The organism is Bradyrhizobium sp. 45, from assembly GCF_023073155.1.
In the GTDB taxonomy this organism is placed as follows: Bacteria; Pseudomonadota; Alphaproteobacteria; order Rhizobiales; family Xanthobacteraceae; genus Bradyrhizobium; species Bradyrhizobium canariense_D.
In genome coordinates this window covers 1-25,847 of record NZ_JADPIX010000012.1, presented here as the reverse complement: position 1 = coordinate 25,847, position 25,847 = coordinate 1, and the positions used below count along the sequence as shown (strand labels likewise).

Sequence of the window (25,847 nt, the reverse complement as noted above, 5' to 3'; positions counted from 1 at the left end):
GCGCCGACGCCCCCGGAACCGAGAGCGACAGTTTGTCCCTTTTGGCAGGGTGCAAGTCGAGAATGCTCTGCTACAGTGGAATCAGCCAAAAAGGGGTTCCATGAACGTACCGCAGCCTTGCAACGTCCTGATGCTCTATCCGCTGTTCTCGGCAGAGTCCTTCTGGAGCTTTGGCGAATCCTGCAAAGTGTTGGGTGTGAAGCGGCCCGCGGCCCCTTTGGGGCTGATCACCGTTGCCGCGATGCTGCCCGAGAGCTGGACGGTCCGGCTGATCGATTGCAACACGGAATCCTTCAGCGACGAGGATCTTTCCTGGGCCGACGTCGTCTTCACCGGCGGAATGATGCCGCAGCAGGCCGACACGCTGCGCCTGATCGAAATTTGCCGTGCCGCGGGCAAGCCGGTGGTCGTGGGCGGTCCCGATCCCACCTCGAGCCCCCATATCTATGAGAGGGCCGACTTCCAGGTGCTCGGAGAGGCCGAAAGCGTTCTCCACGAATTCGTCGCGGCCTGGGACAGTGGCGCACGCTCCGGCGTCTTCATTGCGCCGAAATTCCAGGCCGACGTCACCAAGACGCCGGTTCCGCGCTTCGATCTGCTGAAGTTCGAGGACTACCTTTATCTCGGTGTGCAGTATTCCCGCGGCTGCCCGTTCACCTGCGAGTTCTGCGATATCATCGAGCTCTATGGCCGGGTGCCGCGAACCAAGACGAACGAGCAAATGCTGGTCGAGCTCGACAGGCTCTATGCCATGGGCTACCGCGGCCATCTCGACTTCGTCGACGACAATTTCATCGGCAACAAGAAGTCGTTGCGGCTGTTCCTGCCCCAGCTGGCCGAATGGCAACGTGCTCACGGCTATCCCTTTGAATTGTCGACTGAGGCCTCGGTCAATCTGGCCGACGATCCCGAGCTCCTGAACCTGATGGGCCAGGCGAATTTCTTCGCCATCTTCGTCGGTATCGAAAGTCCGGATCCGGCGACGCTGGTCGCCATGCGGAAGAAGCAGAACACGCGGCGCAACATCGCCGAGAGCATCCACAAGATCTACGCCGCGGGCATGCTCGTCACCGCGGGTTTCATCGTCGGCTTCGACAATGAGAAGCTCTCGATGGCGGATGCCATGATCGACTTCATCGAAGAGGCGGCGATCCCGGTCAGCATGGTCGGCCTGCTCTATGCCTTGCCGAACACGCAGCTGACGCGCCGCCTGGAGCGCGAAGGGCGGTTGCATCCGGGCCACGACCTGGCGCCGACCATCGGCGCGGATCAGTGCACCGCCGGGATCAACTTCGATCCGGTGCGTCCATTGCGCGACATTCTGACGGACTACAAGCGCGTGCTGGAGCACATCTACAGCCCGGCCGCCTATGCAAGGCGTATCGACCGACTGATGACGCTGCTCGACCGCTCTCGCCAGCGCCAGGAGCTCGCGGAAGGCGATATCCGTGCCCGGATCGGCGCGATGGAAACGGTGCACAAGGTGGTCACAGCCCTTCCCGAGGCGCGCGGGCCGCTGTGGCAGACCTTCATGAACTGCGCCAAGCGCGACACAACATCGGCGCGGATCGCCGTGCAGATGATCGCTGCCTATGCGCATCTCGGGCCGTTCTCGCGCAAGGTCATCGCTGCCATCGATGAGCGCCTCGCTGCGCTCGACGAGGAGACTGTCATTCCGGCCGCGACAGTCGAGGTGACGGCGGCCCGACATCTGGCTTGACCGTCTGCTCCACCGCCAGCCGCAAAAAGCTCATCACGCTGCCGAGTACGGCGAAGCCGGCGCCGAGTGCCAATGCCACGACTGCGCCGTCGTGACCGGCCAGCGAGAAGCAGAGCGCGGCCAGCGCCGCCCCTGTCGTCTGCCCCGTCAGGCGCGCGGTGGCGACGATGCCGGAGGCGCTGCCGCTGCGATGCGGCGGCGCGCTCGACATCACCGCTTTCATGTTCGGCGCCTGGAAGAAGCCGAATCCCATGCCGCAGATCACCATCCGCCAGATAATGTCGGGAATCGCAGGATTGGCCGGCAGCATCGCCAGCAGCGCCATGCCGAGGCCGAGCAGCACGAGCCCGATGCCGCCGAGCAATCCGACCGCGTGCCGGTCGGAGAGGCGCCCGGCGATCGGCGCCATGATGCCGACCACCAGCGGCCATGGCGTCATGAAGAAGCCGGTCTCGACCTGCGAACGCCCCAGCACGTCTTCGAAATAGAACGGCAGCGAGACGAAGGCGAGGCCCTGCACCGCGAACGAGCACACGGCCGTCGCGGCCGACAGCGCGAACATTGGCCGGCTGAACAGGTCGATCGGCAGCATCGGCGCCGGATGGTCGGCATGGCGGCGCGTCAGGATGAAGCCGAGCACCAGGGCCGTGACCAGCTCGATGCCCACGACAACCGGTGAGAGATTGTGCGCGGCACTGCCGATGCCCGTGATGAACAGCCCGAGACAGGCCGACGCCAAGGCCGCGCCGAGAAAGTCAAAGCCGTGATCGGCGCGCGGCGTCTTCGGCAGCATCGCAAATCCGATGCCGATCGCGACGAGGCCGAACGGGATGTTGACGGCGAACAGCCATGGCCACGGGCCGAGCGCGAGGATAGCGGAAGCGATCGAGGGACCAAAGGTGAAGGCGGTCGCGACCACCAGCGCGTTGTGGCCGAAGCCGCGGCCGAGCATCCGGCCGGGATAGACGAAGCGCACCAGCGCCGTGTTGACGCTCATGATGCCGCTCGCACCTAACCCTTGCAGCGTGCGCGCAACCAGCAGGCTCTCCAGCGACCAGGCCACCGCGCAGAACAGCGAGGCGATGGTGAACAGGATCAGGCCGCCGAGATAGATGCGCTGGTGCCCGACGATCTCGCCGAGTGCTCCCAACGGCAGCAACGTCGCCACCAGCGCGATCTGGTAGACGTTGACCACCCAGACCGATTGCTCCGGGCTCACATGCAGGTCGCCGGCAATGGCGGGCAGCGCGATGTTGGCGATCGCGGTGTCGAGCGACGCCATCGCCAGCGCGGTGAAGATCGCGGCAATGGCCCAGCGCCGCTGTGCGGCTGGAAGGCCGTCGGAAATGGTGTGGTCGGGCTCGCGCGCGCCGGCGGGTAACGTGATTGTCATTGCGTTAGCGCGTTGCTCCGGCGGCCGGCTCCAGGGGACTCGGCATGTACTACGGCGCGGCCGCCTTCCACAGGCATATGCTTGCATGCTGTGTATGCGCGAAGGCTGGGCGATGAACCTGCGCGCCGGCGTATGATCGCGCGAACTGCTGCAATGTCAGGGGACCGCCATGCACATCGTCGTTTTGCCCGGTGACGGCATCGGGCCCGAGATCACGGCCGCGACATCAGGCGTGTTGCGCGCGGCCTCCGAACGCTTCCAGCTCAATCTGCAGCTGGAGGAGCACGCGGTCGGGCATGCGAGCCTCAAACAATTTGGCACGACGGTGCGCCCCGAGCTGCTCGACATCGTCCGCGCCGCCGACGGCCTGATCCTCGGGCCGACCGCGACCTTCGACTTCAAGGACGAGGCCCATGGCGAGATCAACCCGTCGCGATATTTTCGCAAGAACCTCGACCTCTACGCCAATGTCAGGCCCGCACGCACCTATGCGGGGCGGTCCGGCCGGGTGGGCGATTTCGACCTCGTCGTGGTGCGCGAGAACACAGAAGGGTTTTACGCCGACCGCAACATGGAGCAGGGCAATGGCGAGATGCTGGTCACGCCTGACGTCGTGATCTCGCTGCGCCGGATCACGCGCCTGTGCTGCGAGCGCATCGCGCACGCGGCGTGCCGGCTGGCGATGAAGCGGCGCAAGCATCTCACCATCGTGCACAAGGCCAATGTGCTCAAGCTCGGTGACGGCATGTTCCTCGAGATCTGCCGCGAGACGGCGAAGGCCTATCCCGGCCTTGGGATCGACGACATCCTCATCGACGCCATGATGGCGCATGTGGTGCGCAACCCCGACCGCTTCGACGTCATCGTCGCCACCAACATGTTTGGCGACATCCTGTCCGATCTCACCGCCGAACTCTCCGGCAGCCTCGGTCTCGGCGGCTCGCTCAATGTCGGCGACAGCTTCGCCATGGCGCAGGCCGCGCATGGCTCGGCGCCTGACATAGCCGGACAGGATGTTGCCAATCCAGTCTCGCTGATCCTGTCCACGGCCCTGCTGCTCGGATGGCACGGCGAGAATAGCGGCGCGGTGCGCTACGAGGAAGCCGCACGTGCGATCGAGGCGGCGGTGGCAAAAGCGATCGGCGAGGGCAGGGCAACGCGCGATGTCGGCGGAAAGCTCGGCACGATCGCCGCGGGGGCGGCGATTGCGGAAATCCTGCAGGCCGGGTGAGTGGTTATGCGGGGCCTTGTTTTTTTTAAGGGCTCAAAACAAAAAAGCGCGAAAACAACCCCATGCACAGTAGAAGGCCCCTTGATTAATAAGGGATTTCCGAACCGCGCAGCGGCGGCATTCGCCGCTGCCATGACGTTGACCCGTCGGGCAAAACACTGGCAAAATGCGATCGTGGCGGAGATCGCGGCGTGAATGCATCGGTGGTGGCTGCGGGCAATTTCAGTGAGCTGACCTATGAAGTCTGAGAGGGGTGGCATCAATCTCGCGGCCAAACCAAGCGGAACGGGGTGCGTGGAATGCTCGGCTGCGGGCGGGTGGTGGTTTCACCTTCGCAGATGTGTCGAATGCGGTCACATCGGCTGCTGTGATGCGTCACCAAATCAGCACGCAACGAAACACAGCGCGGCGACAGGTCATCCGATCATCACGAGCTTCGAGCCGGGCGAACGATGGTTTTACGACTATCGCACGGGAGAGGCTTTCGCCGGCCCGAAGCTTCAAGGTCCTCACGCGCATCCGTTGGATCAGCCGGTGCCCGGACCGGACGGCGCGGTGCCTCCGGACTGGCAAACGCTGCTGCATGAGTAAGGCGGTAGGCCGTAGGATGGGTAGAGCACTTGCGAAACCCATCAGGTTCACGTCGTATGCTGTCGATGGGTTTCGCTGCGCTCTACCCATCCTACGAAGTCCAATCGGTTCTAGAACTGATACCTCCGCAACCCCCCATCCACCGGGATCACCGTGCCCGTGATGTAGCGCGCCACGGGTGATGCCAGGAACACCGCGAGCGCGGCGAGGTCTTCCGGCTCGCCCCAATAGCCGACCGGGATCTCTTCTTCCGCGAAGCGCTCGCGATAATCAGGCGCGTAGTTGCGGCGGATCTGTTCGCTCATGATGCGGCCGGGCGGGATGCAGTTGATGGTGATGCCGTGCTCGCCGATCTCGCGCGACAGGCCTTTGGCCCAGGCGTGCACGGCGGCTTTGGCGGCAAACGCGGCGTTGAGGCCTTCCGGCTCGGACTTGCCGGTGATGTTGACGATGCGGCCCCATTTGCGCTCGATCATCTGCGGCAGCAGCGCATGCGCGATGCGGCGGTAGCTGGTGAAATTCAGCGCGATCGCCTCGTCCCATTGGCTGTCAGGCGCATCGACGGGGAGGGGGCGGCTTCCGCCGGCATTGTTGATCAGGATGTCGACATGGCCGAGCTCTTTGAGCGCGAACGCCGAAATCTTCTCGGCCGCGTCCTTGGCCATCACGTCCTGCTCGAATGGCGTGATCAGACCGGAGCCGACTTCCGTTACCAGCTCGGCGAGCAGGTCGGTGCGCCGTGCCACGCCGACGACGCGCACGCCTTCGGCAGCCAAGCCCTTGGCGATGGCACGGCCGATGCCGACGCTCGCTCCGGTGACGACGGCGGTTTTCGATTTGAGCCCGAGATCCATGGTGACACGCCCTCTTGTTCGCTTTTCTGCTTGTCGCTGGGCTGTTCGTTCTTCTGTTCGTTTTCCTGCCCTGTCCCCGTCAGCCTGATTTGCCCGACCGGGAGGAGCAGTGGTAACCAAGAGCCGCGTTGAAGGGAACACGAAAAAGAAAAGGCGCCGAGCGATGGTCTGGGATCCGCAGCAATATCTGAAATTCTCCGGCCACCGGCTCCGGCCCGCCGTCGACATCTTGATGCGGATCCCGGATTCTGGTCCGCGTGCGATTGCCGATCTCGGCGCCGGCGCCGGCAACGTCACCAAGCTGATCAAGGAGCGTTGGCCGGACGCGACGGTGACCGGTGTCGAGGGTTCGGCCGAGATGGTCGCCGCCGGCCGCAAGGCGGCGCCGGACGTGGAATGGTCACACGAGGATCTCGGCCACTGGCGTCCGACGAAGCAATATGACGTCGTCTACTCCAATGCCGCGCTGCACTGGCTGCCCAATCATGCGGCCCTGTTTCCGTCGATCATGGAGAAGGTGACGCCCGGCGGAATGCTCGCTGTGCAGATGCCGCGCAACTTTCTGGCGCCCTCGCATGTGCTGATCGGCGAGACCGCGCTGAACGGTCCCTGGCGGTCCAAGGTCGAGCATCTCGTCACGCCGCCGCCGGTCGAAGCGCCGGCCTATTATCACGGTCTTCTTGCTCCGATGTCGGCCAATATCGACATCTGGGAGACCGAATATCTGCAGGTGCTGGAAGGCGAGAATCCCGTGAAGGAGTGGACCAAGGGGACCTGGCTGACGCGCTATCTCGACATCTTGCAGGGCGACGAGAAGGCCGCGTTCGAAGCCGCCTATGGGATGCGGGTCGCGAAAGCCTATCCGAAGAACGCCGCGGGACAGACGCTGTTTCCGTTCCGGCGTCTGTTCATGGTCGCCCAGCGCAACGGCTGATCGCACTGCCGCAATGCGACATAAGCGCTCGTTTCCGGGAGCGGCAGCAGGTGCCGGGTTGCGCATTCAGCAGCGGCCAAGATAGCTTGAAGGTTGCTTGGCTGCGGCAAATTGGGCTTAGGTCTAGTTGTTCGGGTGGCGGATTGCTGTCAGTACTGAAATCGGAAAACAAAAAAGACCCGGTTTTAGAGGTTGTTGGGAGGTTCGTTCATGCGCAAGCTGCTTCTTGCGGTCGCCGCCGCAGCTGTTCTCGTGGGGCCCGCCGTTGCCGAGGCCCAGAGCCCGATCGTCATCAAATTCAGCCACGTCGTCGCCAACGATACTCCCAAGGGCAAGGGCGCCCTGAAGTTCAAGGAACTTGCGGAGAAGTACACCGACGGCAAGGTCAAGGTCGAAATCTACCCGAACTCCACGCTGTACAAGGACAAGGAGGAGATCGAGGCGCTGCAGCTCGGCTCGGTGCACATGCTCGCCCCCTCGACCGCGAAGTTCGCACCGCTCGGTATCAAGGAGTTCGAGGCGCTCGACCTGCCCTGGTTGTTCAAGGACGATCAAACCTATTCCAACGCGATGAAGGGCACGATCGGCAAGTGGCTGTTCGATAAGCTCGAGACCAAGGGCATCACCGGGCTCGCTTATTGGGACAACGGCTTCCACATGCTCTCCGCCAACCGTGCCCTGATAAAGCCGACCGATTTCCAGGGTCTCAAATTCCGCATCTCCGGATCGAAGGTCGCCGACCAATATCTCCGTATCATGGGTTCGATCCCTCAGATAATGGCGTTTTCCGAAGTCTACCAGGCTTTGCAGACGGGCGTGGTCGACGGCTGCGAGAATACCGCGTCCAATTACCTGACTCAGAAGTTCTACGAGGTGCAGAAGGACATCACGGTGTCCTATCACGCGCACCTGCAATATGCCGTCATCGTCAATTCGAAATTCTGGTCCGGCCTGCCGCCCGATATCCGCGCCCAGCTCGAGAAGGCGATGAACGAGGCGACCGACTACACCAATTCGATCGCGCGTCAGGAAAACGAGGATGCGCTGGCCGAGATCAAGAAGACGGGCAAGACCACGCTGCATTATCTGACTGACGCCGATCGCAAGGCGTGGCAGGAGGCGATGCAGCCGACCTACAAATGGGCAAAGGGGCGGGTCGGGCAGGAGGTGCTCGATCTCCTCGCCAAGGAACTCGACGTCAAGATGAACTGACGCCGGCGCGCTGGAAGAACAACCATGAACGGTCGGGGGTGATCGCACTCCCGGCCGTTGCTCTTGAATGATGAGCCAAGCTGAGGGGACCAAGTTGCTGCGTGCATTGAATCGTGTGCTCGATCATCTCGAGGAATGGCTGATCGCGACGATGATCGCGGCCGCGACATTGCTCATCTTCGTTGCCGTGCTGCACCGATATGGCGCCGGGCTGTCGATCGACATCGCCAAATGGGCGGAGGCGCGCAACCTGTCCTTGCTGGCCGCGCCCGCGCGAGCGGCGTTCGTCTGGCTTGCCGCTCTCGACTTGTCCTGGGCGCAGGAACTCTGCATCTACATGTTCATCTGGATGGCGAAGTTCGGTGCGGCCTACGGGGTGCGCACCGGCATCCATGTAGGCGTCGACGTCCTGGTCAATGTCCTTCCCGGCGGATCGCGCCGCCGCGTCATCACGTTCGGCCTGATGTGCGGCGCCCTTTTCACTGCCATCGTGTGCTATTTCGGGGCCGCGTTCGTCGGCCAGATGTGGCAGACCGGCCAGCAATCCAACGACTTGGAAGCACCGATGTGGCTGGTGTATCTCACCATCCCGCTCGGCTCCGGGCTGATGTGCTTCCGCTTCCTGCAGGTCGCCTGGTCGTTCTATCGCACCGGCGAACTGCCGCATCACGACATGGCAGGCGTCGAGGGCGTCGAAATAGACCCGGTCCATCCGGCCCCGGTCACGCGCAGTCAGGTCGTCCGCGACGAACGCAGCCCGCTCGGCTGGGTCCTGATGTTGTTGCCGGTCCTGATCGTCGCCGTGTGCTTCGCCCATTCGGCGCACGTGATCACGATGCCGCAGGGCTTGCGTGTCGCCGTGGTTTTCGGCCTTCTGCTGTCGTTGATGCTCACGGGCATGCCGATCTCCATCGCGCTCGGCCTGACCGTGCTCAGCTTCATGTTCACGTTGACCGACGTACGGACGGAATCGGTGGCGCTGAAGCTGTTTACCGGCATCGAGAGCTTCGAGATCATGGCGATCCCGTTCTTCATCCTTGCCGGCAACTTCCTGACCCATGGCGGCGTGGCGCGCCGGATGATCACGTTCGCGACTTCGCTGGTCGGCCATTGGTACGGAGGCCTTGCGCTCTCGGGCGTGGTCGCCTGCGCGCTGTTCGCCGCGATTTCCGGCTCGTCGCCGGCCACCGTGGTGGCGATCGGATCGGTGATCCTGCCCGCGATGGTCGCGCAGGGATTTCCCAAGAAGTTCGGGGCGGGCGTGATCACGACCTCCGGCTCGCTGGGAATTCTCATTCCACCGTCGATTCCAATGGTGCTGTTTGCCGTCTCCACCAACACCTCCGTCGGCAAGCTGTTCATCGCCGGCATCGTGCCGGGAATGGTGCTCGCCATGCTGCTTGGCGCCACGACGTTCTACCGGGCCTGGCGTAACGACTATCCGAGGATGCCGAAAGCAACCCTCTACGAACGCTTCGATGCGTTCCGCAAGTCGATCTGGGGTATCCTGCTGATCGTGATCGTGATCGGTGGCATCTACAGCGGCCTGTTCACACCGACCGAAGCTGCCGCCGTCAGCGCGGTGTACGCCTTCATCGTCGCAGTGTTCATCTACAAGGATCTGAAGCTGCGAGACGTGCCGCGGGTGCTGCTGTCGTCGGCAAATCTTTCAGCGATGCTGCTCTACATCATCACCAACGCCGTCTTGTTCTCTTTCCTGATGACTTACGAGAACGTGCCGCAAGCGCTCGCGCAATGGATGATCGACCAGGGCCTCGGCTGGATCGGCTTCCTCCTCGTCGTCAATCTCCTGCTGCTATTAGCCGGCAACGTGATGGAGCCATCCTCGATCATCCTGATCATGGCGCCGATCCTGTTTCCGGTTGCGATCAAGCTCGGCATCGATCCGATCCATTTCGGCATCCTGATGACGGTCAACATGGAGGTCGGGCTGTGCCATCCGCCGGTCGGCCTCAATCTCTACGTGGCCTCAGGCATCGCCAAGATGGGTATCACCGAGCTCACGGTCGCGGTGTGGCCATGGCTGCTGACGATGTTGGGATTCCTGGTGGTCGTGACCTATTGGCCCGGCCTGTCGCTGTGGCTGCCGAGGCTGTTGGGCATGTAGCCCGCGAACACGCTGCTTCTCTCCACCTGTGGGCGCGGGGCTACGCATTGCTGCGCCCTCCCGTCATGGCAATCGGCCGCGGGATGCGGTTAGATGCCGCGCAACAGGCGGGGAGGAGATCGAGATGACGGACACGTCCAGCAACGAGCCGAAGGGCGCAACGCCGTCCGTCATCGCGCAGCAAACGGCGATGCTGAATGCACTGCCGTTTTCCGACACGCGCGATTTCGACGACGCCGCGCGCGGCTTCCTCGGCACGATCGAGAATGCGGAGATCACCAATCCGCAAGGGCGGACGGTCTGGAGCCTCGAGCCGTACGCCTTTCTTGCCGCCGAGCAGGCGCCGACCACGGTCAATCCGAGCCTGTGGCGGCAGTCGCGGCTCAACATGCAGCACGGCCTTTTCGAGGTCGTGCCCGGCGTGTACCAGGTGCGGGGGCTCGACATTGCCAACATGACGCTGATCGAAGGCGACAGCGGCGTCATCGTCGTCGACACCCTGACCTCGATCGAGGGCGCGCGCGCCGCGCTCGATCTCTACTACAGGCATCGTGGCCAGCGGCCGGTCGCGGCCGTGATCTTCACCCATACCCACACCGACCATTGGGGTGGTGCGCGCGGCGTGCTGGAGGAGGATGCACTCGCGAGCGGCCGCGTGCCGATCATCGCGCCGAACTTGTTCATGGAGCATGCCGTCTCCGAGAACATCATCGCGGGACCTGCGATGCTGCGCCGGGCGCAGTACCAGTTCGGGCCTCTCCTCGCCAAGGGCGCGCGCGGGCAGGTCGATTGCGGCCTCGGCAAGTCGATGGCGGCAGGTTCGGTGGCGCTGCTGCGGCCGACCGACCTGATCACGGCGACCGGCGACCGGCGCGTGATCGACGGCGTTGAATTCGAATTCCAGATGGCGCCGAACAGCGAAGCGCCGGCGGAGATGCATTTCTTCATCCCGCGCTACAAGCTGTTGAACCTCGCCGAGAACTGCACCCACAATTTCCACAATCTGCTGCCGTTCCGCGGCGCCGACGTGCGCGACGCGCTGGCCTGGTCGAAATATCTGGGCGAGGCCTTGCAGCTCTGGGATGGCAAGGCGGAGGCGATGTGCGGCCAGCATCACTGGCCGGTGTGGGGACACGAACGCATCGGCACGATGATCCGGCAGCAGCGCGACCTCTACAAATTCGCGCATGACCAGACCATCCGCCTGATGAACCACGGCCTCACCGCGGCCGAGATCGCTGAAACGATCCAGCTGCCCAAGAGCCTGGAGGGCGCCTGGCACGGCCGCGGCTATTACGGCCACATCCGGCACAATGTGAAGGCGATCTATCAAAAATATCTGGGCTGGTACGACGCCAATCCGGTCAATCTCGATCCTTTGCCCCCGGTTGAGTCGGGCAAGAAATACGTCGAGTACATGGGCGGCGCCGACGCCATCCTCGCGCGGGCGCGTGTCGATTTCGACAAGGGCGAATTCCGCTTCGTGGCGCAGGCGCTCGGCCATCTCGTCTTTGCCCAGCCGGACAACGCGGCGGCGCGTGCATTGCTTGCGGATACGCTGGAGCAGCTCGGCTACGCTGGTGAAAGCGCGACCTGGCGCAATGCCTATCTGTTCGGCGCGCAGGAATTGCGCCAGGGCATGCCGAAGGTGCCGGCGCGCCCGCCGATGCCGCGCGAGACGCTGGCGGCGCTGCGCACCTCACAGCTCTGGGACGTGCTCGGCATCCGCCTGAACGGACCAAAGGCGGAAGGAAAGCACATCGTGCTGAACTGGAGCTTCTCCGACACCGGCGAGACCTTCGTGCTCAATCTGGAGAACTGCGCGCTGACTTACACAGAGGGCATGCAGGCGCACAATGCCGATGCCAGCTTCACGCTGGCGCGGTCGACGCTCGACGAGGTGATCGCAAAACTGACCAGCTTCCCGGAGGCCGTGGCCGCCGGCAAGGTCAAATTCGCCGGCAACCCGATGCGCCTCGCCGAGCTGATGGGCCTGATGGACGAATTCCCGCGCATGTTCGAGATCGTCGAGCCGAAGCGGGCCGTGGTGAGGTAGGGCAGCCGTCACCGCGTTCCTACTGTCATCATCCGGCTTGACGGGACGATCCAGTACTCCGCGGCGGGAGTTGCGTGAGCAAACTGCTGCCGCGGCGTACTGGATGCCCCGCCTACGCGGGGCATGACAGTGGCTACTCCGCGCTGCTCACCAGCTTGATCCGCGGCGCCTGTTCCTCGCCGAGGCTGCGATAGGCCGCGAGATAATCCAGCGCCATGCGACGCGCCGTGAAACGCGTCTCGAACTGCTTGCGAATGACGGAGCGGTCGAGTTGCTGCAGGCGGCCGACGACGCCGGCCGCGCTGAGGACGTCCTCGACGACGAAGCCGGTGAGGCCCTCGTCGATGATCTCCGGCACTGAGCCGCGGTTGAAGGCGATGACCGGCGTTCCGCAAGCCATGGCCTCGATCATCACCAGGCCAAACGGCTCCGGCCAGTCGATCGGGAGCAATAAGCCCAGCGCGCCGCTCAAAAAGTCCGACTTCTCGTGATCGCTGATCTCGCCGATGAATTCCACCAGCGGATTGTTCTCGATCATCGGCCGGATCAGCTCGTCATAGTAATCCTGGTCGGCACGATCAACCTTGGCGGCGATCTTGAGCGGAATGCCACAATGCGTCGCGATCTTGATGGCGCGGTCGACGCCCTTTTCCGGTGCGATGCGGCCAAGCACGGCGAGGTATTCCTGTTTCGCCGGCTTCGGCGTCAGCAGGTTCTCCGGCAGGCCGTGGTGGATCGTCCTCACCCAGTTCGCCTGCGGCACCGGCCGGCGCTGCGCGTTCGAGATCGAGATGACGGGGACCTTCGAGAAGGTGTTGAAGACCGGTTGATGCTCCGGCAGGTCGAGCCGGCCGTGCAGCGTGGTCAGGAACGGTGTCGGCTGCCGGTAGAACAGCGACCACGGATAATAATCGAGATGGAAGTGGAGGAAGTCGAACTCCTCGTCGTCACATTTCTGCCGCACCCGCTCCAGCATCACCATGTGCAGCGCATTGGGATCGCGCACGGAACCGTCGAGGCGGAGCGCCCGGGGCCATAACGCGTCCAGCTTCGCCGAGGTTTGCGAGTCGCCGCTGGCGAACAGCGTTACGTCGTGCCCAAGGGCCACCAGCTCTTCCGTCAACCAATGCACCACCCGCTCGGTGCCGCCATACAGCTTGGGTGGAACAGCCTCCGTCAACGGAGCTACCTGCGCGATGCGCATCTCACCATCTCCTCTGTGCGATCATGATTGTAGAAAGCCCCCGCCTGTTCAGCACCGGCACGCCAGACAAGGGAACGTTCCCGCACTTGCGAAGTTCCTCCTTCCGAACGTTACTTATTCGACACGTCGGACGCCTGTCGCGATGCTGCCATCACATCTTCGCAGAACGCCCGCATCCGCATGTCGTGATGGCGTTGCCCGGGAACCGAGGCGAAGTGGTCGATGTTCAGTCGGCTAACAACAAAAGTTTGAATCATCACGACGGGGTCAATAGTCACATGGATCATCTTTCTGGGTATGCGCACCGGCCGTTTGCCTTTGTTTTGCGCTATCTTCGGCGTCGGCTCGCGTCGCATCTCGTGATCCTGACCGCTGTGGTGGCGGCCGTTGCCTGCTCAGTAGGCACTCAGTATGGCGTCAAATCCCTGGTCGACAGCTTGTCGGCCGGCGCTTCGCATGGTGGGAGCGTATGGCTGGCATTCATTTTCCTCATGACGTTGATCGCCGCCGATAATTTCCTTTGGCGGATCGCGAGCTGGACCGCCAGCTTCACCTTCGTCCGTGTCACGGGTGATTTACGCCGTGACATATTTCGTCATCTGACCGGCCACGCGCCGAGCTACTTCTCCGACCGGATGCCTGGCATGCTGACGAGCCGCATCACGGCGACGTCCAATGCGGTGTTCACGGTCGAAAACATGTTCGTCTGGAATGTGTTGCCGCCGTGCATCGCAACAGTTGCGGCCATCGCGCTGATTGGAACCGTCAGCCCTTACATGGCACTCGGCCTGATGGTGATTGCCGGCGGCATGGTGCTTGCGATGTTCCGCCTTGCGGCCGCAGGGAAACCTCTGCATGACGACTTCGCCGACAAAGCCGCCGTCGTCGACGGCGAGATGATCGACGTCATCAGCAACATGCCGCTGGTGCGCGCCTTCTGCGGCATCGGGCACGAGCATGAGCGGTTCGACGCGACCGTGAACCGGGAGCTCACCGCGCGCGGCCGCAGCCTGCGCTATCTGGAGAAGCTGCGGCTTATCCATGCCGGCGTCACAGTCGTGCTCACGATCGCCCTGATGGCCTGGGCGATCATGCTCTGGCAGGACGGCAGGGCAACGACCGGCGACGTCGTGCTGGTCTGCACCCTCGGTCTCTCCATACTGAACGCGACGCGCGATCTCGCGGTGGCGCTGGTCGACGTCACCCAGCACGTTGCGCGGCTGACCGAGGCGATCGCCACACTGCTGGTGCCGCATGAATTGCGCGACCACCCCGAGGCCGAGCCGCTGGTGAAGAGCGGCGCCGCGATCGCGTTCAACAATGTCACCTTCGGCTATCCCGGCGGCGAAAAGATCTTCGAGCGCTTCAGCCTGCGGCTGCAACCCGGCCAGCGCGTCGGCCTGGTCGGCCAGTCCGGCGGCGGCAAGTCGACGCTGTTCACGCTGCTCCAGCGCTTCTACGATACCGACGAGGGAAGTATCACCATCGACGGCCAGGACATTTCCAAGGTGACGCAGCTGAGCCTGCGCGAGGCCATCTCGGTCGTGCCGCAGGACATTTCCTTGTTCCACCGCTCGATTCGCGAGAATATCCGCTATGGTCGCCCGAACGCGACCGACGACGAGGTGCTGCGTGCGGCCATTGCGGCGCGCTGCGATTTCGTCGAGAGTCTGCCTGGTGGTCTCGACACCATGGTCGGCGACCGCGGCGTCAAGATGTCCGGCGGCCAGCGCCAGCGCATCGCAATCGCGCGCGCCTTCCTGAAGGACGCGCCGATCCTGCTGCTGGACGAGGCGACCGCCGCGCTCGACAGCGAATCCGAGGAGGCGATCCGCGAGGCGTTGTCGCGGCTGATGCGCGGCCGGACGGTCATCGCGATCGCGCATCGCCTCGCGACCCTGCGCAATTTCGATCGCGTGGTCGTGTTGAGGGGTGGTAAGATCATCGAGGACGGGTCGCCCGAGCGTCTGATGCAGGGCCACGGGCCCTATCGTGAGCTGGTCACGCAGGAAATGAGCCGGCTCGCCCAAGCCGCCGCGTAAACCAATAGTCGCGTTCGAGTCGGTTGCGTGTCGAAACAAGCGCAGGGGAGCTGCTGATGTCGGTTGAAGCCGTTACCCAATTCGTCTCCGTGACGCGGACCGTGGACCAGGTCGCGGAGCAGCCTTTCTATATTCCGATGACGGGACCGTCAGCGCGGCCGCGGCGTTCGCTCAAGCACGACGACACCTTTATCGTGCTCGACAGCCATGGCGACATCGGCGCTTCGGCCGGCGGGCCCGATGGCCTGTTTCATCACGACACGCGCTACCTTGCGAGGCTCGAGCTCGTGCTCGACGATCTCCAGCCGTTGCTGCTGGGCTCGAACCTGCGCGACGACAATTCAGCCCTGACCGTCGATCTCACCAATCCGGACATCTACCGGCAGGGCAGCCTCGTGCTGCAAAAGGACCTGCTGCACATCGTGCGCACGATCTTCCTATGGCGCGGCACCGCCTATCAGCGCATCGGCGTGCAGAACCACGGCGACCGCCCGGCCGGCTTTGCGCTGACGCTGCTGTTCGACAACGATTTCGCCGATCTGTTCGAGGTCCGCGGCGAACGGCGCCCGCGCCGCGGCATCGGCTCGAGCCGGCTGTTGGGACCGACCGACGTGCTGTTCGACTACCGCGGTCTCGATGACGCCGAGCGCACCACGGGCCTGCATTTCGACCCGCGCCCAACCAAGTTGTCGGTGAATGCCGCGACCTGGCAGCTCGAACTCGACCCGCATGAGTCGAAATCCTTGTTCGTGGCCGTGTCCTGCAATCGGCCGGTCGCGGAGAAGCCTGCGCGCTTTTTCAGAAGCCTGCTCGCCCATCGCCGCGAGATGCGGCAATCGACGATGGGGGCGGCCAGCATCGAGACCTCCAACAACATCTTCAACGAGGTGCTGTGCCAGGCCATGGCCGACCTCAACATGCTGATGACGGAGACGCCGCAGGGCCGCTATCCCTATGCGGGAATTCCCTGGTACTCGACGACGTTCGGCCGTGACGGGCTGATCACCGCGTTGCAGATGCTGTGGGTCGATCCGCGAATCGCCAAGGGCGTGCTGCGGCGGCTCGCCCATTTCCAAGCCAAGGCGGTCGATCCGCTCGCCGATGCCGCGCCAGGCAAGATCCTGCATGAGATGCGCGGCGGCGAGATGGCGGCGCTGCGGGAGGTACCGTTCGCGCAATATTACGGCAGCGTCGATTCCACGGCCTTGTTCGTCCTGCTGGCGGGAAGCTATTTCGAGCGCACCGGCGACCAGACGACGTTGACCGAGCTGTGGCCGGCGATCGAGGCGGGGCTGGCCTGGATCGACGGTCCGGGGGACCCCGACAAGGACGGCTTCGTCGAATATCAGCGCGCCACGGAAAAGGGCCTCGCCAACCAGGGCTGGAAGGATTCCTACGACGCGATCTTCCATGCTGATGGCCAGCTCGCGGAAGGCAATCTCGCGCTGGCCGAGGTTCAAGGTTACGTCTTTGCGGCCAAGCGGCTCGCCGCGCGCTGCGCGCTCCGCCTGGGCAAGCCTGATCTCGCCAAGAAGCTCGAGGCCGAGGCCAAGACGCTGGCCGAGCGTTTCGAGGCCGCGTTCTGGTGCGAGGAGCTCGGTACCTATGCGCTTGCGCTCGACGGCAAGAAGCGGCCCTGCAAGGTGCGGACCTCCAACGCCGGCCAGGTCCTGTTCAGCGGCATGATCCGCGAGGACCGCGCGCGCCTCGTCGCCGCCGATTTGATGCGGCCGCATTTCTTCTCGGGCTGGGGCATCCGCACCGTCGCGCAAGGCGAGGTGCGTTACAATCCGATGTCCTATCATGACGGGTCGATCTGGCCGCACGACAATGCGCTGATCGCGCTCGGGCTCGCGCGTTATGGGCTCAAGCATTCGGTCGCGCATGTCTTCAAGGGATTGTTCGACGCCGCGACCTACATGGACCTGCGCCGGTTGCCCGAATTGTTCTGCGGTTTCCGGCGCGAAAAGCGGCGCGGCCCGACGCTCTATCCGGTCGCCTGCGCGCCGCAGGCCTGGGCCAGCGCAACGGCGTTCACGCTATTGGAGGCGGCGCTGGGCATCGAGTTCGACGTGGCGCGCGGCGAGATCCGGCTGCGCAATCCGCATCTGCCGGCGTTCCTGCACGAGGTGATCTTGCGCGATCTGCGTCTGGGCGAGTCCAGCGTGGACCTGCGCGTCAGCCGCCATGGCGACGACGTGGCGCTGGAGGTGTTGCGCACGCGTGGCCAGATTCAGGTCTCGATCGTGCTGGCGCGCTAGCGGCGCGCCGGAAGGAGGGTGCATGCGTACCGCCGGATGGTTGGCTCTGGGCGTCGTGATCGTCTGCGGAACGACTCTCGCCGTGTCACGCGCCGCGGAGGAGTCGCCCGCACCCTCGACGGAAGCGAATGCACCGCCGACGGCGCAGCCGCCGGCGTCATCGGTCCCCGTCACGCCAAAGAATGCCGCGCCACCGCCGTCGGTCACGATCATCGGCGCGAGCGATGCGCACGGTGTGCTTGGCCGTGACGTGCTCAGCGCGGCGAACGAAGACATGGGCCGCATCGTCGACGTCATCGTCGATCGGAGCGGGCACGTGCGCGCCGCCGTGATCGATTTCGGCGGCTTCCTCGGCGTCGGCAGCCGCAAGATCGTGGTGGACTGGAACGCGCTCCGATTCGGCAAGATCACCAACAAGAAGGACAGCATCACGCTGGAATTGACCAAGGCACAGGTCGCAGCCGCGCCGGAATACAAGGAGGACACGCCGATGGTGGTACTCGGCGCGTCCGGCAGCCTGCAGCCGCTGCAAGCCGTTCAGTGAGGCGCGGGGAGGGATGGCCGCCGGTGCTGTTGTCGAGGAAGCCGAATGATGCAGACCGCGAGGGCCGCGTTGAGCAGGATAAATTCTCGGCGCCGTCGCCTGCCGGCATTCCGGCGCCGTCGCGCCAAAGCCTGCGTGGCCTCGACTGGTTCATCTTCTTCCTCGCCGACGTGCAGACCGGATTCGGGCCGTTCATCGCAGTTTATCTGACGACCCAGAAATGGACCCAGGTCGAGATCGGCCTCGTGCTGTCGATCGGCGGCATCGTTGCCCTGATCGGCCAGATGCCAGGCGGCGCCATCATCGATGCCGCCAAATCCGAACGGCTGGTCGCAGGCCTCGCCATCGCCACCATCGGCTGCTGCGCGCTCGCCTATGCGGCGATGCCAGTCTTCCCCGTGGTGGTGGCTGCGGCCACCCTGCACGCGGCTGCGAGCTGCGTGCTCGGACCGGCGATCGCGGCGATCAGCCTCGGTCTGGTCGGCCCGCTCGCGATCGGCGAGCGTCTCGGCCGCAACGCGCGCTTTGCTTCGCTTGGCAACGGCGTTGCGGCCGCCGTGATGGGAACGGCCGGCTATCTGCTGTCGAGCCGCTCGGTATTCCTGGTCACCTTTCTGCTCGCAATCCCCACCTTGATCGCGCTCTCTCGCATCCGCGAGCATGAGGTCGACATCGCGCGCTGTCACGGCGAGATGCCGCGCGAGGCGGAGGATCGCGGCGACACCAATATCTGGCATCTGATCCGGCAGCGGCCGCTCATTGTCTTTGCGCTCAGCGTGCTCTTGTTGCAGCTCGCGAACGCCTCGATGATGCCGCTGATGGCAAGCGCGGTGACAGCGCGATCGAGCGAGTGGGCGACGGTGCTCGTCGCTTTTTGCATTGTCGTGCCGCAGGCGATCGTGGCGCTGCTGTCGCCGAGCGTCGGGCGCAAGGCGCAAGTATGGGGCCGCAGGCCGCTGCTGCTGATCGGATTCGCGGCGCTGACGATTCGCGGTCTGCTGTTCGCGACAGTGCGCGATCCGTATCTGCTGGTGCTGGTGCAGGTGTTCGACGGCCTCACAGCGGCGGTGTTCGCGGTGATGATCCCGCTGATCGTGGCCGACGTCGCCTTCGGCAGCGGCCATTTCAACCTCGCGCAGGGCATTGTCGGCACGGCAATGGGCATCGGCGCGTCGCTGAGCACCGCGCTTGGCGGCTATGTCAGCGATAAATTCGGCAATGCCATGGCGTTCACCGGACTGTCCGGCGTCGCGGCGACGGGACTTCTGCTTATTCTGCTTGTCATGCCGGAGACGCGGCGCAAGGGCATGATCGCAGCAAAAGAAATGGCCGGCTGAATCAATCAGCCGGCCATGAGGGGGTGGGAGAGGGGAGATCAGGCGTCGAGATTGTGCAGGCGTGCGCGGTTGCGCAGCACGATATGGCGGGCGCCGGAGAAGCCGAGAATGCCCTGGGCGTGAAGCTGCGACAGCGCGCGCGAGACGGTCTCGAGCGTGAGACCGAGATAGTCGCCGATGTCGCGGCGGCACATCGGCAGCGCCATCATGCCTGCAACCGCGAGGCGGCGGTCCATTTCGAGCAGGAAGGTTGCGACGCGCTCCATCGCGGTCTTGCGGCCCAGCAGCAGCATGTGGTCCTCGGCGTGGCGAAGCTCACCGGCGGTCATCGCCCAAAGCTTGCGGGCGACCTGGACGTCGGTGGCTGCGGCCTTCTCGAGGCTCGCGCGCTTCACGAGGCGCACAGTGGTGTCGATGATAGCTTCAGCAGCAAGGCGGTGGGTGGTGCCGGATTCGAGCCCGAACACGTCGCCGGGAAGGTGGAAGGAGCCGATCTGGCGGCGGCCGTCGGAGAGAAGCTTGTAGCTGCGCACGGCGCCGGTGACGACCTGATAGACATACTCGGCCGACTCGTCCTCGCCATAGATTTCCTCTTCCTTGCGGTAGGAGAACTCGGTGGCAACGAGGCCGACATGGCCGGCGATCGCACCGAACTGGTCGGAGACGGGATGGGCGGGTGCGATCTTGCCGCCGATCTGGGTCTTGATCGCCGGGGCGTTGAAGGTCTGGGTCAGCATCTGCGCCATCTCCGTTGTGATGACGCTTAGGTACGCGGTATCGGGTGCCTCGAAAATTTCGCGAGATATCTTAAGGAGATTGCCTTACGTAGAATCCCGTAGGTCAGCTATGGACCCCGGTTCTGGATGGCGTGGCGAATGCGTTTGACCAGGTTTTCGTCCAGAAGCGGCTTCAGAATCACTTCATTCACGCCCGCGGCCGCCGCCCGGGCCGAGATATTCGAGTCGGGATAGCCGGTGATCAGGATCACGGGGGTATCGCCCTCGGACTGGCGCAGTCGCCCGGCCAGCTCGATGCCGTTAAAGTCAGGCATTTTGTAGTCGATCACGTAACAGTCTGCACCGGACGGGCGCGCCGCATTGAGCAGCGCCGTGGCGTTCCTGAAGGTCCGTACGGCAAAACCGTCGGTTTCCAGCAAAAACCTCAGCGAGCCAAGCACAGCGGCATCGTCGTCGACCACATAGACAGTTGGCTTTGCGGGTGACGACATCTGGAGCCGCTCGGGATGGGAGCTGATCGCAATCATTCCGATCTGGTAGCACAGGGCGAGCGGAGGGTTTTGACTTGCCTCAACTCCTGTTGACTTCAATCATTGAGCATTCCGGCGCGCATCGCTAGCCGGACCAGCTCCGACAGGCTGTTGGCCTGCATCTTGGTCATTACGTTGGCCCGGTAGACCTCGATGGTGCGCGGGCTGATGTCGTACTCGCGAGCGATCAGCTTGTTGGAGAGGCCCGCGATCAGCCCCTCCATGACCTGTCGTTCTCTGGGGCTCAGGGACGCGACGCGAGCGGCGACGTCCTGGCCCATGGCCTCGTTCCTGGCGGCCGGCTCGCCCTCGCGGATCGCGGATTCGATCATGGCGACGAGGCGGTCATCCTCGAACGGCTTTTCCAGGAAATCCATCGCACCGAGCTTCATCGCCTCGACCGCGAGCGGCACGTCGCCATGACCGGTCATGATCAGGATCGGAAACCGGCTGCGCTGCGCCTTCAGGCGCTTCAGAAGCTCGATCCCATCGATGCCGGGCATCCGCACGTCGGAGACGACGCAGCCGAAGGCGAGGCCGGGCAGGGCATCGAGAAAACTCTGCGCGTTGTCGAACAGTGTGACGCCGAAGCCGGCTGAATCCAGCAGGAAGTTCAGCGAATCCCGCATCGCCTCGTCGTCGTCAATGACGTAGATGGTTCCCTTGGTCGTCATGGATCAGTTCTCGTCGGCTGCCGGCAAGGTGAAGCGGAATGTCGCCCCACCCGATGCATTGCTCTCGGCCCACATCCGGCCGCCGTGAGCCTCGATGATCGAGCGGCTGATGGACAGTCCCACGCCCATGCCGGTGTCTTTGGTGGTGAAGAAAGTCTGAAACAGGTTTGGCATGACGTCGTCCTGGAAGCCGGAGCCGGAGTCGGAGACCTCGATCTCGATCATGTCGTCGGCGGCGCGGGTGTTGGTGACGACGAGCTCGCGCCGTGGCGACTTCGCCATCGCTTCCAGCGCGTTGCGGAAGAGGTTGACCAGCACCTGCTGGATTTGCACCCGGTCGGCGAGCACGAGATCGGCATTTGGATTGAGGCTGAACCGAAGCTGCACGTCCTGCTCGCGCGCGCCGGCGAGCCCGAGCGCGCCGGCCTCCTCGATCAGCTTGGACAGGCTCTCGACCCTTTTCTCCGATTCGCCGCGGGAGACGAAGTCGCGCAAGCGGCGGATGATCTGGCCGGCGCGCAGCGCCTGCTCGGCGGCGCGGTCCAGCGCGCTCTCGATCTTCGGCGTATTCGGATCCTGGCTTCCGGCGAGGAGCCGCCGCGACCCCTTCATGTAGTTGCTGATCGCTGCCAGCGGCTGGTTGAGCTCGTGAGCGAGCGCGGACGCCATTTCGCCCATCGCGCTCAGCCGCGAGACGTGGACAAGTTCGGACTGCAGTTCCTGGAGCCGCGCCTGGGTTTTCTGATGCTCGGTCAGATCGCGGACGAAACCGGTGAAATAGGGCTCGCCGCCCGACTGCATCTCGCCGATCGACAGGTGCATCGGAAAGGTCGTGCCGTCGCGGCGCTTGCCGGTCACGATGCGGCCGATGCCGATGATGTGTGGGTCGCTGGTGGTCCGGTAGCGCGCGATGTAGCCGTCGTGACGTGAGCTGTCGGGCTCCGGCATCAGGATGCGGACGTTCTGGCCGATCGCCTCCGACTCGACCCAGCCGAACAGGCGCTCGGCCGCCGCGCTGAAGAGCTGGATGACGCCGTGGCCGTCGATGACGATCATGGCGTCTGGAATCGTCTGGAGGATCGAGCGGAGGTGACTCTCGCGCGTGCGCAGGGTTTCCTCGACCTGCTTCTCTTCATCGACGTCAAGAAAGATGCCGCTGAGATGTCGGGCGGCGCCGGCGTCGTCCCGAATCAGCCCCGCGCGCGCACGGATCCACTGCGCTCTGCCCAACGCCCCCGCGACCCTGAACGACACGTCGAAGCTGCCGCCCCGTTCGGAGACGTGTCGGATCGCACTCTCGATCCGCTCGCGGTCGTTCGGCTCCAGCCGGGACAGGAACAGCGCGTAACTCACCGATTGGCCAGATTCGATTCCGAACAGGATCCTGGCCGTCTCCGACCACTCCAACTCCAGTGTCTTGAGATCGAGGTCCCAGGTCCCGACGCCAAATCCTTCGATTCGAACGCGGAAATGTTCGCCCCGGCCGTCATCTTGCGGATGAATCACGCGGGTCGGCGCCAAACGATCACTCCCATTCTGATGCGGGGAACCGCACAGCGTTACCGTTGGCAATGTACCCAAGGAGGGGCCAGAGGCAAGTTCCGATGTCTTATACCATCGGCAGATTTCCGGCCGGCGCGGTGATCCAAGGTTTTGATCTATCTCATCCTGCCCCGGCGGCGGTGGGCTTACGATCGGATCAAAGCTCATTGCCCCGGAGACTCCGATGACATACGCGACCGTGATGGTCAGCCTGGCGCTCGATCAGCCCAACGAGGCGCGGCTTCAGGTCGCGGGCGAGCTTGCCGAACGATTTGAGGCGTCGATCATCGGCGTTGCTGCTGCGCAGTTCGCCCCGCCGCTCTACTACAGCGATGGCGCCGCAGCGCAGGGACTGATCGATGAGGGAGAAGCCTCGGTCAAGCGACGCCTGAGCAGGCTTGAGGCGCAATTCCGCGCCGCGATCAGGAATCGCGGCGGGCATGTGGAATGGCGCAGCGCCATGGATTTCCCGGCGCGCTTTACGTTCGCTCAGGCACGTTGCGCCGACATCGTCGTCGCCGGCGGGCAGAGCCCGGCCTTCTCCGACGCCTTCGCGCTCGCGAGCCCAAAGGATCTGGTGATGCAAGCCGGCCGACCGATCCTGGTCGTGCCTGACGGGATCAACTGGCTCGATCTGCGCAGCGTCCTGGTGACGTGGAAGGATACGCCGGAAGCGCGGCGGGCGCTCGCCGATGCGCTGCCATTACTGCGCAAGGCCAGGGATGTCACCGTCCTCGCAATTCCCGAAGGTGACGACGACCGCACTGCCGCGGTCGCTGGCGCGACCGACGTGACGGCGTGGCTTGCCCGCCACGGCGTGACCGCGATCACGCGCGTTTCCGAAGCGGCCCGGAACGAAACCGTCGTCGGGCAACTGGAGAAAATTGCCGGCGACGTCGGCGCCAGCATGATCGTCGCCGGTGCCTACGGTCATTCGCGCTTCCGCGAACTGATCCTCGGCGGCGTCACCCAATATCTGGTCACTCAATCTGCCCGCTGCGTGCTGCTGTCGCACTGACGCTGGAGCGATACAAGACCAATCAAAGAGGACGCGCCGTGTACAGATTCCTTGAACAGACCGTCGAAAGCTACATGACGCAGGACGTCAGGACAGTGAGGCGCGACCTCGACCTGCTCGCGCTGAGCGAGATGTTCGAGCGCGATGATTTCAATTCCTATCCGGTCGAGGACGACGGACAGGTCGTCGGTATCGTCACCAAGTTCGACATCCTGAAGTGCTTCGCCTTCACGCCGAGCCAGATGCTGCCGCGCTACCACGACCTGATGACCCGCAAAATCGGCGACGTCATGACGCCCGACTTTATCTATGTCAGCCCCGACACGCGGCTGACGCGCGTGCTCCAGATCATGGTCGAGCACCGCATCAGGAGCATCATCGTGCTCGACGGCGCGCAGAAGCTGATCGGAATCGTCGCGCGCGAGGACGTCATCGCGGCGCTCAAGGCGACGGCACGCGACTGAGGAGGCGGCTGCAGATTCGCAATTCTCGACTCCGCCATGTCACGCAGGCGGTGGGCTGCCCGTTTATGCTCTGCGGTGCCCAAGCGACTGATATCGCTCTGCGATCTACATCGGTCTCACATTAACAGAAATCCACATAGCTTGATTTCAATCAATTCCCCGCGAGGGCGAATGTGGTTTCTGGCCCTGTGTTCTTTCAGAGAGAGTCCGCATGAGCCAGCCCTCCATCTCCAAGTCCATGACGTCAGGTGAAAGCGGCCTGGCTGTCGTGTTCGCGGTCACCGCCTTCCTCTGCGTGATTGCCTCGGCCAAGGCGCTCGATGCGCCCTTCGCCTTCCATGCCGCGCTGAGCGCGGCGGCGAGCCTGGCCGCGGTCTTCTGCATCATCAATCGTTACCTCGACCGACCGGCGGCGCTGCCGCCTGCGGAGATCAACGGCCGGCCCAACTACAACATGGGGCCGATCAAGTTCTCCTCCGTCATGGCGATGTTCTGGGGCATTGCCGGCTTTCTCGTCGGCCTCATCATCGCCTCGCAACTGGCGTGGCCGGCGCTGAACTTCGATCTGCCCTGGACCAGCTTCGGCCGCCTGCGTCCGCTGCACACGTCCGCAGTGATCTTCGCCTTCGGCGGCAACGTCCTGATCGCGACGTCGTTCTACGTCGTCCAGAAGAGCTGCCGCGTGCGCCTTGCAGGCGATCTCGCGCCCTGGTTCGTCGTCGTAGGCTACAATTTCTTCATCCTGATCGCCGGCACCGGCTATCTGCTCGGCGTCACCCAGTCGAAGGAATATGCCGAGCCGGAATGGTACGCCGATCTGTGGCTGACCATCGTCTGGGTCACCTATCTGCTGGTCTTCCTTGCCACGATCATCAAGCGCAAGGAGCCGCACATCTTTGTCGCGAACTGGTTCTATCTCGCCTTCATCGTGACGATCGCGGTCTTGCATCTCGGCAACAACCCGGCGCTGCCGGTCTCGGTGTTCGGCTCGAAATCCTACATCGCCTGGGGCGGCATCCAGGATGCCATGTTCCAGTGGTGGTACGGCCACAACGCGGTCGGCTTCTTCCTGACCGCCGGCTTCCTCGCCATCATGTATTACTTCATCCCGAAGCGGGCCGAGCGGCCGATCTATTCCTACCGTCTCTCGATCATCCACTTCTGGGCGCTGATCTTCCTGTACATCTGGGCCGGCCCACACCATCTGCACTACACGGCGCTGCCGGACTGGACCCAGACGCTCGGCATGACCTTCTCCATCATGCTGTGGATGCCGTCCTGGGGCGGCATGATCAACGGCCTGATGACGCTGTCGGGCGCCTGGGACAAGCTGCGCACCGATCCCGTGCTGCGCATGCTCGTGGTCTCCGTCGCC

The 25,847-nt window shown here is 63.9% G+C and carries 22 protein-coding genes and 1 pseudogene; 15 read left to right on the top strand and 8 right to left on the bottom strand.

Going from position 1 to position 25,847, the window contains the following annotated elements:
* Nucleotides 1–100 precede the first annotated feature (100 nt).
* Nucleotides 101–1,720 carry a B12-binding domain-containing radical SAM protein gene (locus IVB42_RS02075; protein WP_247394583.1) on the top strand — a complete coding sequence of 540 codons (1,620 nt, stop codon included), beginning with the start codon at nt 101–103 and terminating at the stop codon, nt 1,718–1,720.
* On the opposite strand, the gene IVB42_RS02070 is transcribed toward IVB42_RS02075, so the two are convergent.
* Nucleotides 1,671–3,113, bottom strand: coding sequence for an MFS transporter (locus IVB42_RS02070; RefSeq protein ID WP_247394581.1), 1,443 nt, complete (start codon nt 3,111–3,113; stop codon nt 1,671–1,673). The two genes, IVB42_RS02075 and IVB42_RS02070, sit on opposite strands and share 50 nt — an antisense overlap.
* Nucleotides 3,114–3,282: 169 nt before the next feature.
* Here IVB42_RS02070 and IVB42_RS02065 point away from each other — a divergent pair, with 169 nt between their 5' ends.
* Both IVB42_RS02065 and IVB42_RS02060 read left to right on the top strand, forming a co-directional pair.
* A complete protein-coding gene (locus tag IVB42_RS02065; protein WP_204510560.1) occupies nt 3,283–4,344 on the top strand; it encodes an isocitrate/isopropylmalate family dehydrogenase in 1,062 nt (353 codons plus the stop codon).
* 237 nt (nt 4,345–4,581) lie between these two features.
* Nucleotides 4,582–4,935 carry a UBP-type zinc finger domain-containing protein gene (locus tag IVB42_RS02060; protein WP_081747934.1) on the top strand — a complete coding sequence of 118 codons (354 nt, stop codon included), beginning with the start codon at nt 4,582–4,584 and terminating at the stop codon, nt 4,933–4,935.
* Nucleotides 4,936–5,045: 110 nt separating this feature from the next.
* Here IVB42_RS02060 and IVB42_RS02055 read toward each other — a convergent pair whose 3' ends face one another.
* Nucleotides 5,046–5,789: an SDR family oxidoreductase gene (locus IVB42_RS02055; protein ID WP_085352088.1), complete on the bottom strand. Its 744-nt coding sequence runs from the start codon at nt 5,787–5,789 to the stop codon at nt 5,046–5,048.
* Nucleotides 5,790–5,952: 163 nt separating this feature from the next.
* Here IVB42_RS02055 and IVB42_RS02050 point away from each other — a divergent pair, with 163 nt between their 5' ends.
* The 5 genes and pseudogenes from IVB42_RS02050 to IVB42_RS02030 all read left to right on the top strand — a co-directional run bounded on the left by IVB42_RS02050 (nt 5,953) and on the right by IVB42_RS02030 (nt 12,119).
* The gene (locus IVB42_RS02050; RefSeq protein ID WP_247469654.1) at nt 5,953–6,723 is read left to right on the top strand and encodes a methyltransferase domain-containing protein; all 771 of its coding nucleotides are present in this window, start codon (nt 5,953–5,955) and stop codon (nt 6,721–6,723) included.
* A gap of 210 nt (nt 6,724–6,933) precedes the next feature.
* Nucleotides 6,934–7,935 carry a DctP family TRAP transporter solute-binding subunit gene (locus IVB42_RS02045; RefSeq protein ID WP_018457148.1) on the top strand — a complete coding sequence of 334 codons (1,002 nt, stop codon included), beginning with the start codon at nt 6,934–6,936 and terminating at the stop codon, nt 7,933–7,935.
* 67 nt (nt 7,936–8,002) lie between these two features.
* Nucleotides 8,003–8,563, top strand: a pseudogene (locus tag IVB42_RS42165) (TRAP transporter small permease); the annotation flags it as partial.
* A gap of 219 nt (nt 8,564–8,782) precedes the next feature.
* Nucleotides 8,783–10,063, top strand: coding sequence for a TRAP transporter large permease subunit (locus IVB42_RS42160; RefSeq protein ID WP_240543406.1), 1,281 nt, complete (start codon nt 8,783–8,785; stop codon nt 10,061–10,063).
* A gap of 124 nt (nt 10,064–10,187) precedes the next feature.
* Nucleotides 10,188–12,119, top strand: a complete 1,932-nt coding sequence (locus tag IVB42_RS02030) for an alkyl sulfatase dimerization domain-containing protein (protein ID WP_247394681.1) — start codon at nt 10,188–10,190, stop codon at nt 12,117–12,119.
* A 133-nt stretch (nt 12,120–12,252) separates the two neighbouring features.
* Here IVB42_RS02030 and IVB42_RS02025 read toward each other — a convergent pair whose 3' ends face one another.
* Together IVB42_RS02025 and IVB42_RS02020 are read right to left on the bottom strand one after the other, a co-directional pair.
* Nucleotides 12,253–13,323 carry a glycosyltransferase family 4 protein gene (locus IVB42_RS02025; protein ID WP_018457145.1) on the bottom strand — a complete coding sequence of 357 codons (1,071 nt, stop codon included), beginning with the start codon at nt 13,321–13,323 and terminating at the stop codon, nt 12,253–12,255.
* Between the two features lie 110 nt (nt 13,324–13,433).
* Nucleotides 13,434–13,679, bottom strand: coding sequence for a hypothetical protein (locus IVB42_RS02020; protein WP_018457144.1), 246 nt, complete (start codon nt 13,677–13,679; stop codon nt 13,434–13,436).
* On the opposite strand from IVB42_RS02020, the gene IVB42_RS02015 reads away from it, so the two are divergent.
* The 4 genes from IVB42_RS02015 to IVB42_RS02000 are packed head-to-tail and all read left to right on the top strand — an operon-like array spanning nt 13,602 to nt 19,507.
* Nucleotides 13,602–15,365 carry an ABC transporter ATP-binding protein gene (locus tag IVB42_RS02015; RefSeq protein ID WP_026233312.1) on the top strand — a complete coding sequence of 588 codons (1,764 nt, stop codon included), beginning with the start codon at nt 13,602–13,604 and terminating at the stop codon, nt 15,363–15,365. The genes IVB42_RS02020 and IVB42_RS02015 overlap by 78 nt on opposite strands.
* A gap of 56 nt (nt 15,366–15,421) precedes the next feature.
* Nucleotides 15,422–17,626, top strand: a complete 2,205-nt coding sequence (locus tag IVB42_RS02010) for an amylo-alpha-1,6-glucosidase (RefSeq protein ID WP_247394579.1) — start codon at nt 15,422–15,424, stop codon at nt 17,624–17,626.
* A gap of 22 nt (nt 17,627–17,648) precedes the next feature.
* Nucleotides 17,649–18,170, top strand: coding sequence for a PRC-barrel domain-containing protein (locus IVB42_RS02005; protein ID WP_026233310.1), 522 nt, complete (start codon nt 17,649–17,651; stop codon nt 18,168–18,170).
* A gap of 23 nt (nt 18,171–18,193) precedes the next feature.
* Complete coding sequence (locus IVB42_RS02000) at nt 18,194–19,507, top strand: MFS transporter (RefSeq protein WP_166517750.1); 1,314 nt, start codon at nt 18,194–18,196, stop codon at nt 19,505–19,507.
* Between the two features lie 38 nt (nt 19,508–19,545).
* On the opposite strand, the gene IVB42_RS01995 is transcribed toward IVB42_RS02000, so the two are convergent.
* The 4 genes from IVB42_RS01995 to fixL form a co-directional block, all read right to left on the bottom strand.
* The gene (locus IVB42_RS01995) at nt 19,546–20,244 is read right to left on the bottom strand and encodes a helix-turn-helix domain-containing protein (RefSeq protein ID WP_026233309.1); all 699 of its coding nucleotides are present in this window, start codon (nt 20,242–20,244) and stop codon (nt 19,546–19,548) included.
* 107 nt (nt 20,245–20,351) lie between these two features.
* Nucleotides 20,352–20,771: a response regulator gene (locus tag IVB42_RS01990; RefSeq protein WP_247394564.1), complete on the bottom strand. Its 420-nt coding sequence runs from the start codon at nt 20,769–20,771 to the stop codon at nt 20,352–20,354.
* Nucleotides 20,772–20,830: 59 nt separating this feature from the next.
* Nucleotides 20,831–21,448 carry a response regulator FixJ gene (gene fixJ, locus IVB42_RS01985; RefSeq protein WP_018457137.1) on the bottom strand — a complete coding sequence of 206 codons (618 nt, stop codon included), beginning with the start codon at nt 21,446–21,448 and terminating at the stop codon, nt 20,831–20,833.
* Nucleotides 21,449–21,451: 3 nt separating this feature from the next.
* Nucleotides 21,452–22,969, bottom strand: a complete 1,518-nt coding sequence (gene fixL, locus IVB42_RS01980) for a sensor protein FixL (RefSeq protein ID WP_085362240.1) — start codon at nt 22,967–22,969, stop codon at nt 21,452–21,454.
* A gap of 205 nt (nt 22,970–23,174) precedes the next feature.
* On the opposite strand from fixL, the gene IVB42_RS01975 reads away from it, so the two are divergent.
* The 3 genes from IVB42_RS01975 to IVB42_RS01965 all read left to right on the top strand — a co-directional run.
* Nucleotides 23,175–24,008 carry a universal stress protein gene (locus IVB42_RS01975; protein ID WP_247394561.1) on the top strand — a complete coding sequence of 278 codons (834 nt, stop codon included), beginning with the start codon at nt 23,175–23,177 and terminating at the stop codon, nt 24,006–24,008.
* Nucleotides 24,009–24,046: 38 nt separating this feature from the next.
* Entirely contained in the window at nt 24,047–24,472 is a 426-nt protein-coding gene (locus tag IVB42_RS01970; RefSeq protein WP_085362242.1) for a CBS domain-containing protein, read from the top strand.
* A 211-nt stretch (nt 24,473–24,683) separates the two neighbouring features.
* Nucleotides 24,684–25,847 (top strand): cbb3-type cytochrome c oxidase subunit I (locus IVB42_RS01965; protein WP_247469653.1); only part of this gene is annotated, 1,164 nt, incomplete at its 3' end.

Coding starts and splice junctions, on each gene's coding strand:
- IVB42_RS02075 (WP_247394583.1), top strand. CDS start 101: ATGAACGTACCGCAGCCTTGCAACGTCCTGATGCTCTATCCGCTGTTC.
- IVB42_RS02070 (WP_247394581.1), bottom strand. CDS start 3,113: ATGACAATCACGTTACCCGCCGGCGCGCGCGAGCCCGACCACACCATT.
- IVB42_RS02065 (WP_204510560.1), top strand. CDS start 3,283: ATGCACATCGTCGTTTTGCCCGGTGACGGCATCGGGCCCGAGATCACG.
- IVB42_RS02060 (WP_081747934.1), top strand. CDS start 4,582: ATGAAGTCTGAGAGGGGTGGCATCAATCTCGCGGCCAAACCAAGCGGA.
- IVB42_RS02055 (WP_085352088.1), bottom strand. CDS start 5,789: ATGGATCTCGGGCTCAAATCGAAAACCGCCGTCGTCACCGGAGCGAGC.
- IVB42_RS02050 (WP_247469654.1), top strand. CDS start 5,953: ATGGTCTGGGATCCGCAGCAATATCTGAAATTCTCCGGCCACCGGCTC.
- IVB42_RS02045 (WP_018457148.1), top strand. CDS start 6,934: ATGCGCAAGCTGCTTCTTGCGGTCGCCGCCGCAGCTGTTCTCGTGGGG.
- IVB42_RS02030 (WP_247394681.1), top strand. CDS start 10,188: ATGACGGACACGTCCAGCAACGAGCCGAAGGGCGCAACGCCGTCCGTC.
- IVB42_RS02025 (WP_018457145.1), bottom strand. CDS start 13,323: ATGCGCATCGCGCAGGTAGCTCCGTTGACGGAGGCTGTTCCACCCAAG.
- IVB42_RS02015 (WP_026233312.1), top strand. CDS start 13,602: ATGGATCATCTTTCTGGGTATGCGCACCGGCCGTTTGCCTTTGTTTTG.
- IVB42_RS02020 (WP_018457144.1), bottom strand. CDS start 13,679: ATGCGACGCGAGCCGACGCCGAAGATAGCGCAAAACAAAGGCAAACGG.
- IVB42_RS02010 (WP_247394579.1), top strand. CDS start 15,422: ATGTCGGTTGAAGCCGTTACCCAATTCGTCTCCGTGACGCGGACCGTG.
- IVB42_RS02005 (WP_026233310.1), top strand. CDS start 17,649: ATGCGTACCGCCGGATGGTTGGCTCTGGGCGTCGTGATCGTCTGCGGA.
- IVB42_RS01995 (WP_026233309.1), bottom strand. CDS start 20,244: ATGCTGACCCAGACCTTCAACGCCCCGGCGATCAAGACCCAGATCGGC.
- IVB42_RS01990 (WP_247394564.1), bottom strand. CDS start 20,771: ATGATTGCGATCAGCTCCCATCCCGAGCGGCTCCAGATGTCGTCACCC.
- fixJ (WP_018457137.1), bottom strand. CDS start 21,448: ATGACGACCAAGGGAACCATCTACGTCATTGACGACGACGAGGCGATG.
- IVB42_RS01975 (WP_247394561.1), top strand. CDS start 23,175: ATGACATACGCGACCGTGATGGTCAGCCTGGCGCTCGATCAGCCCAAC.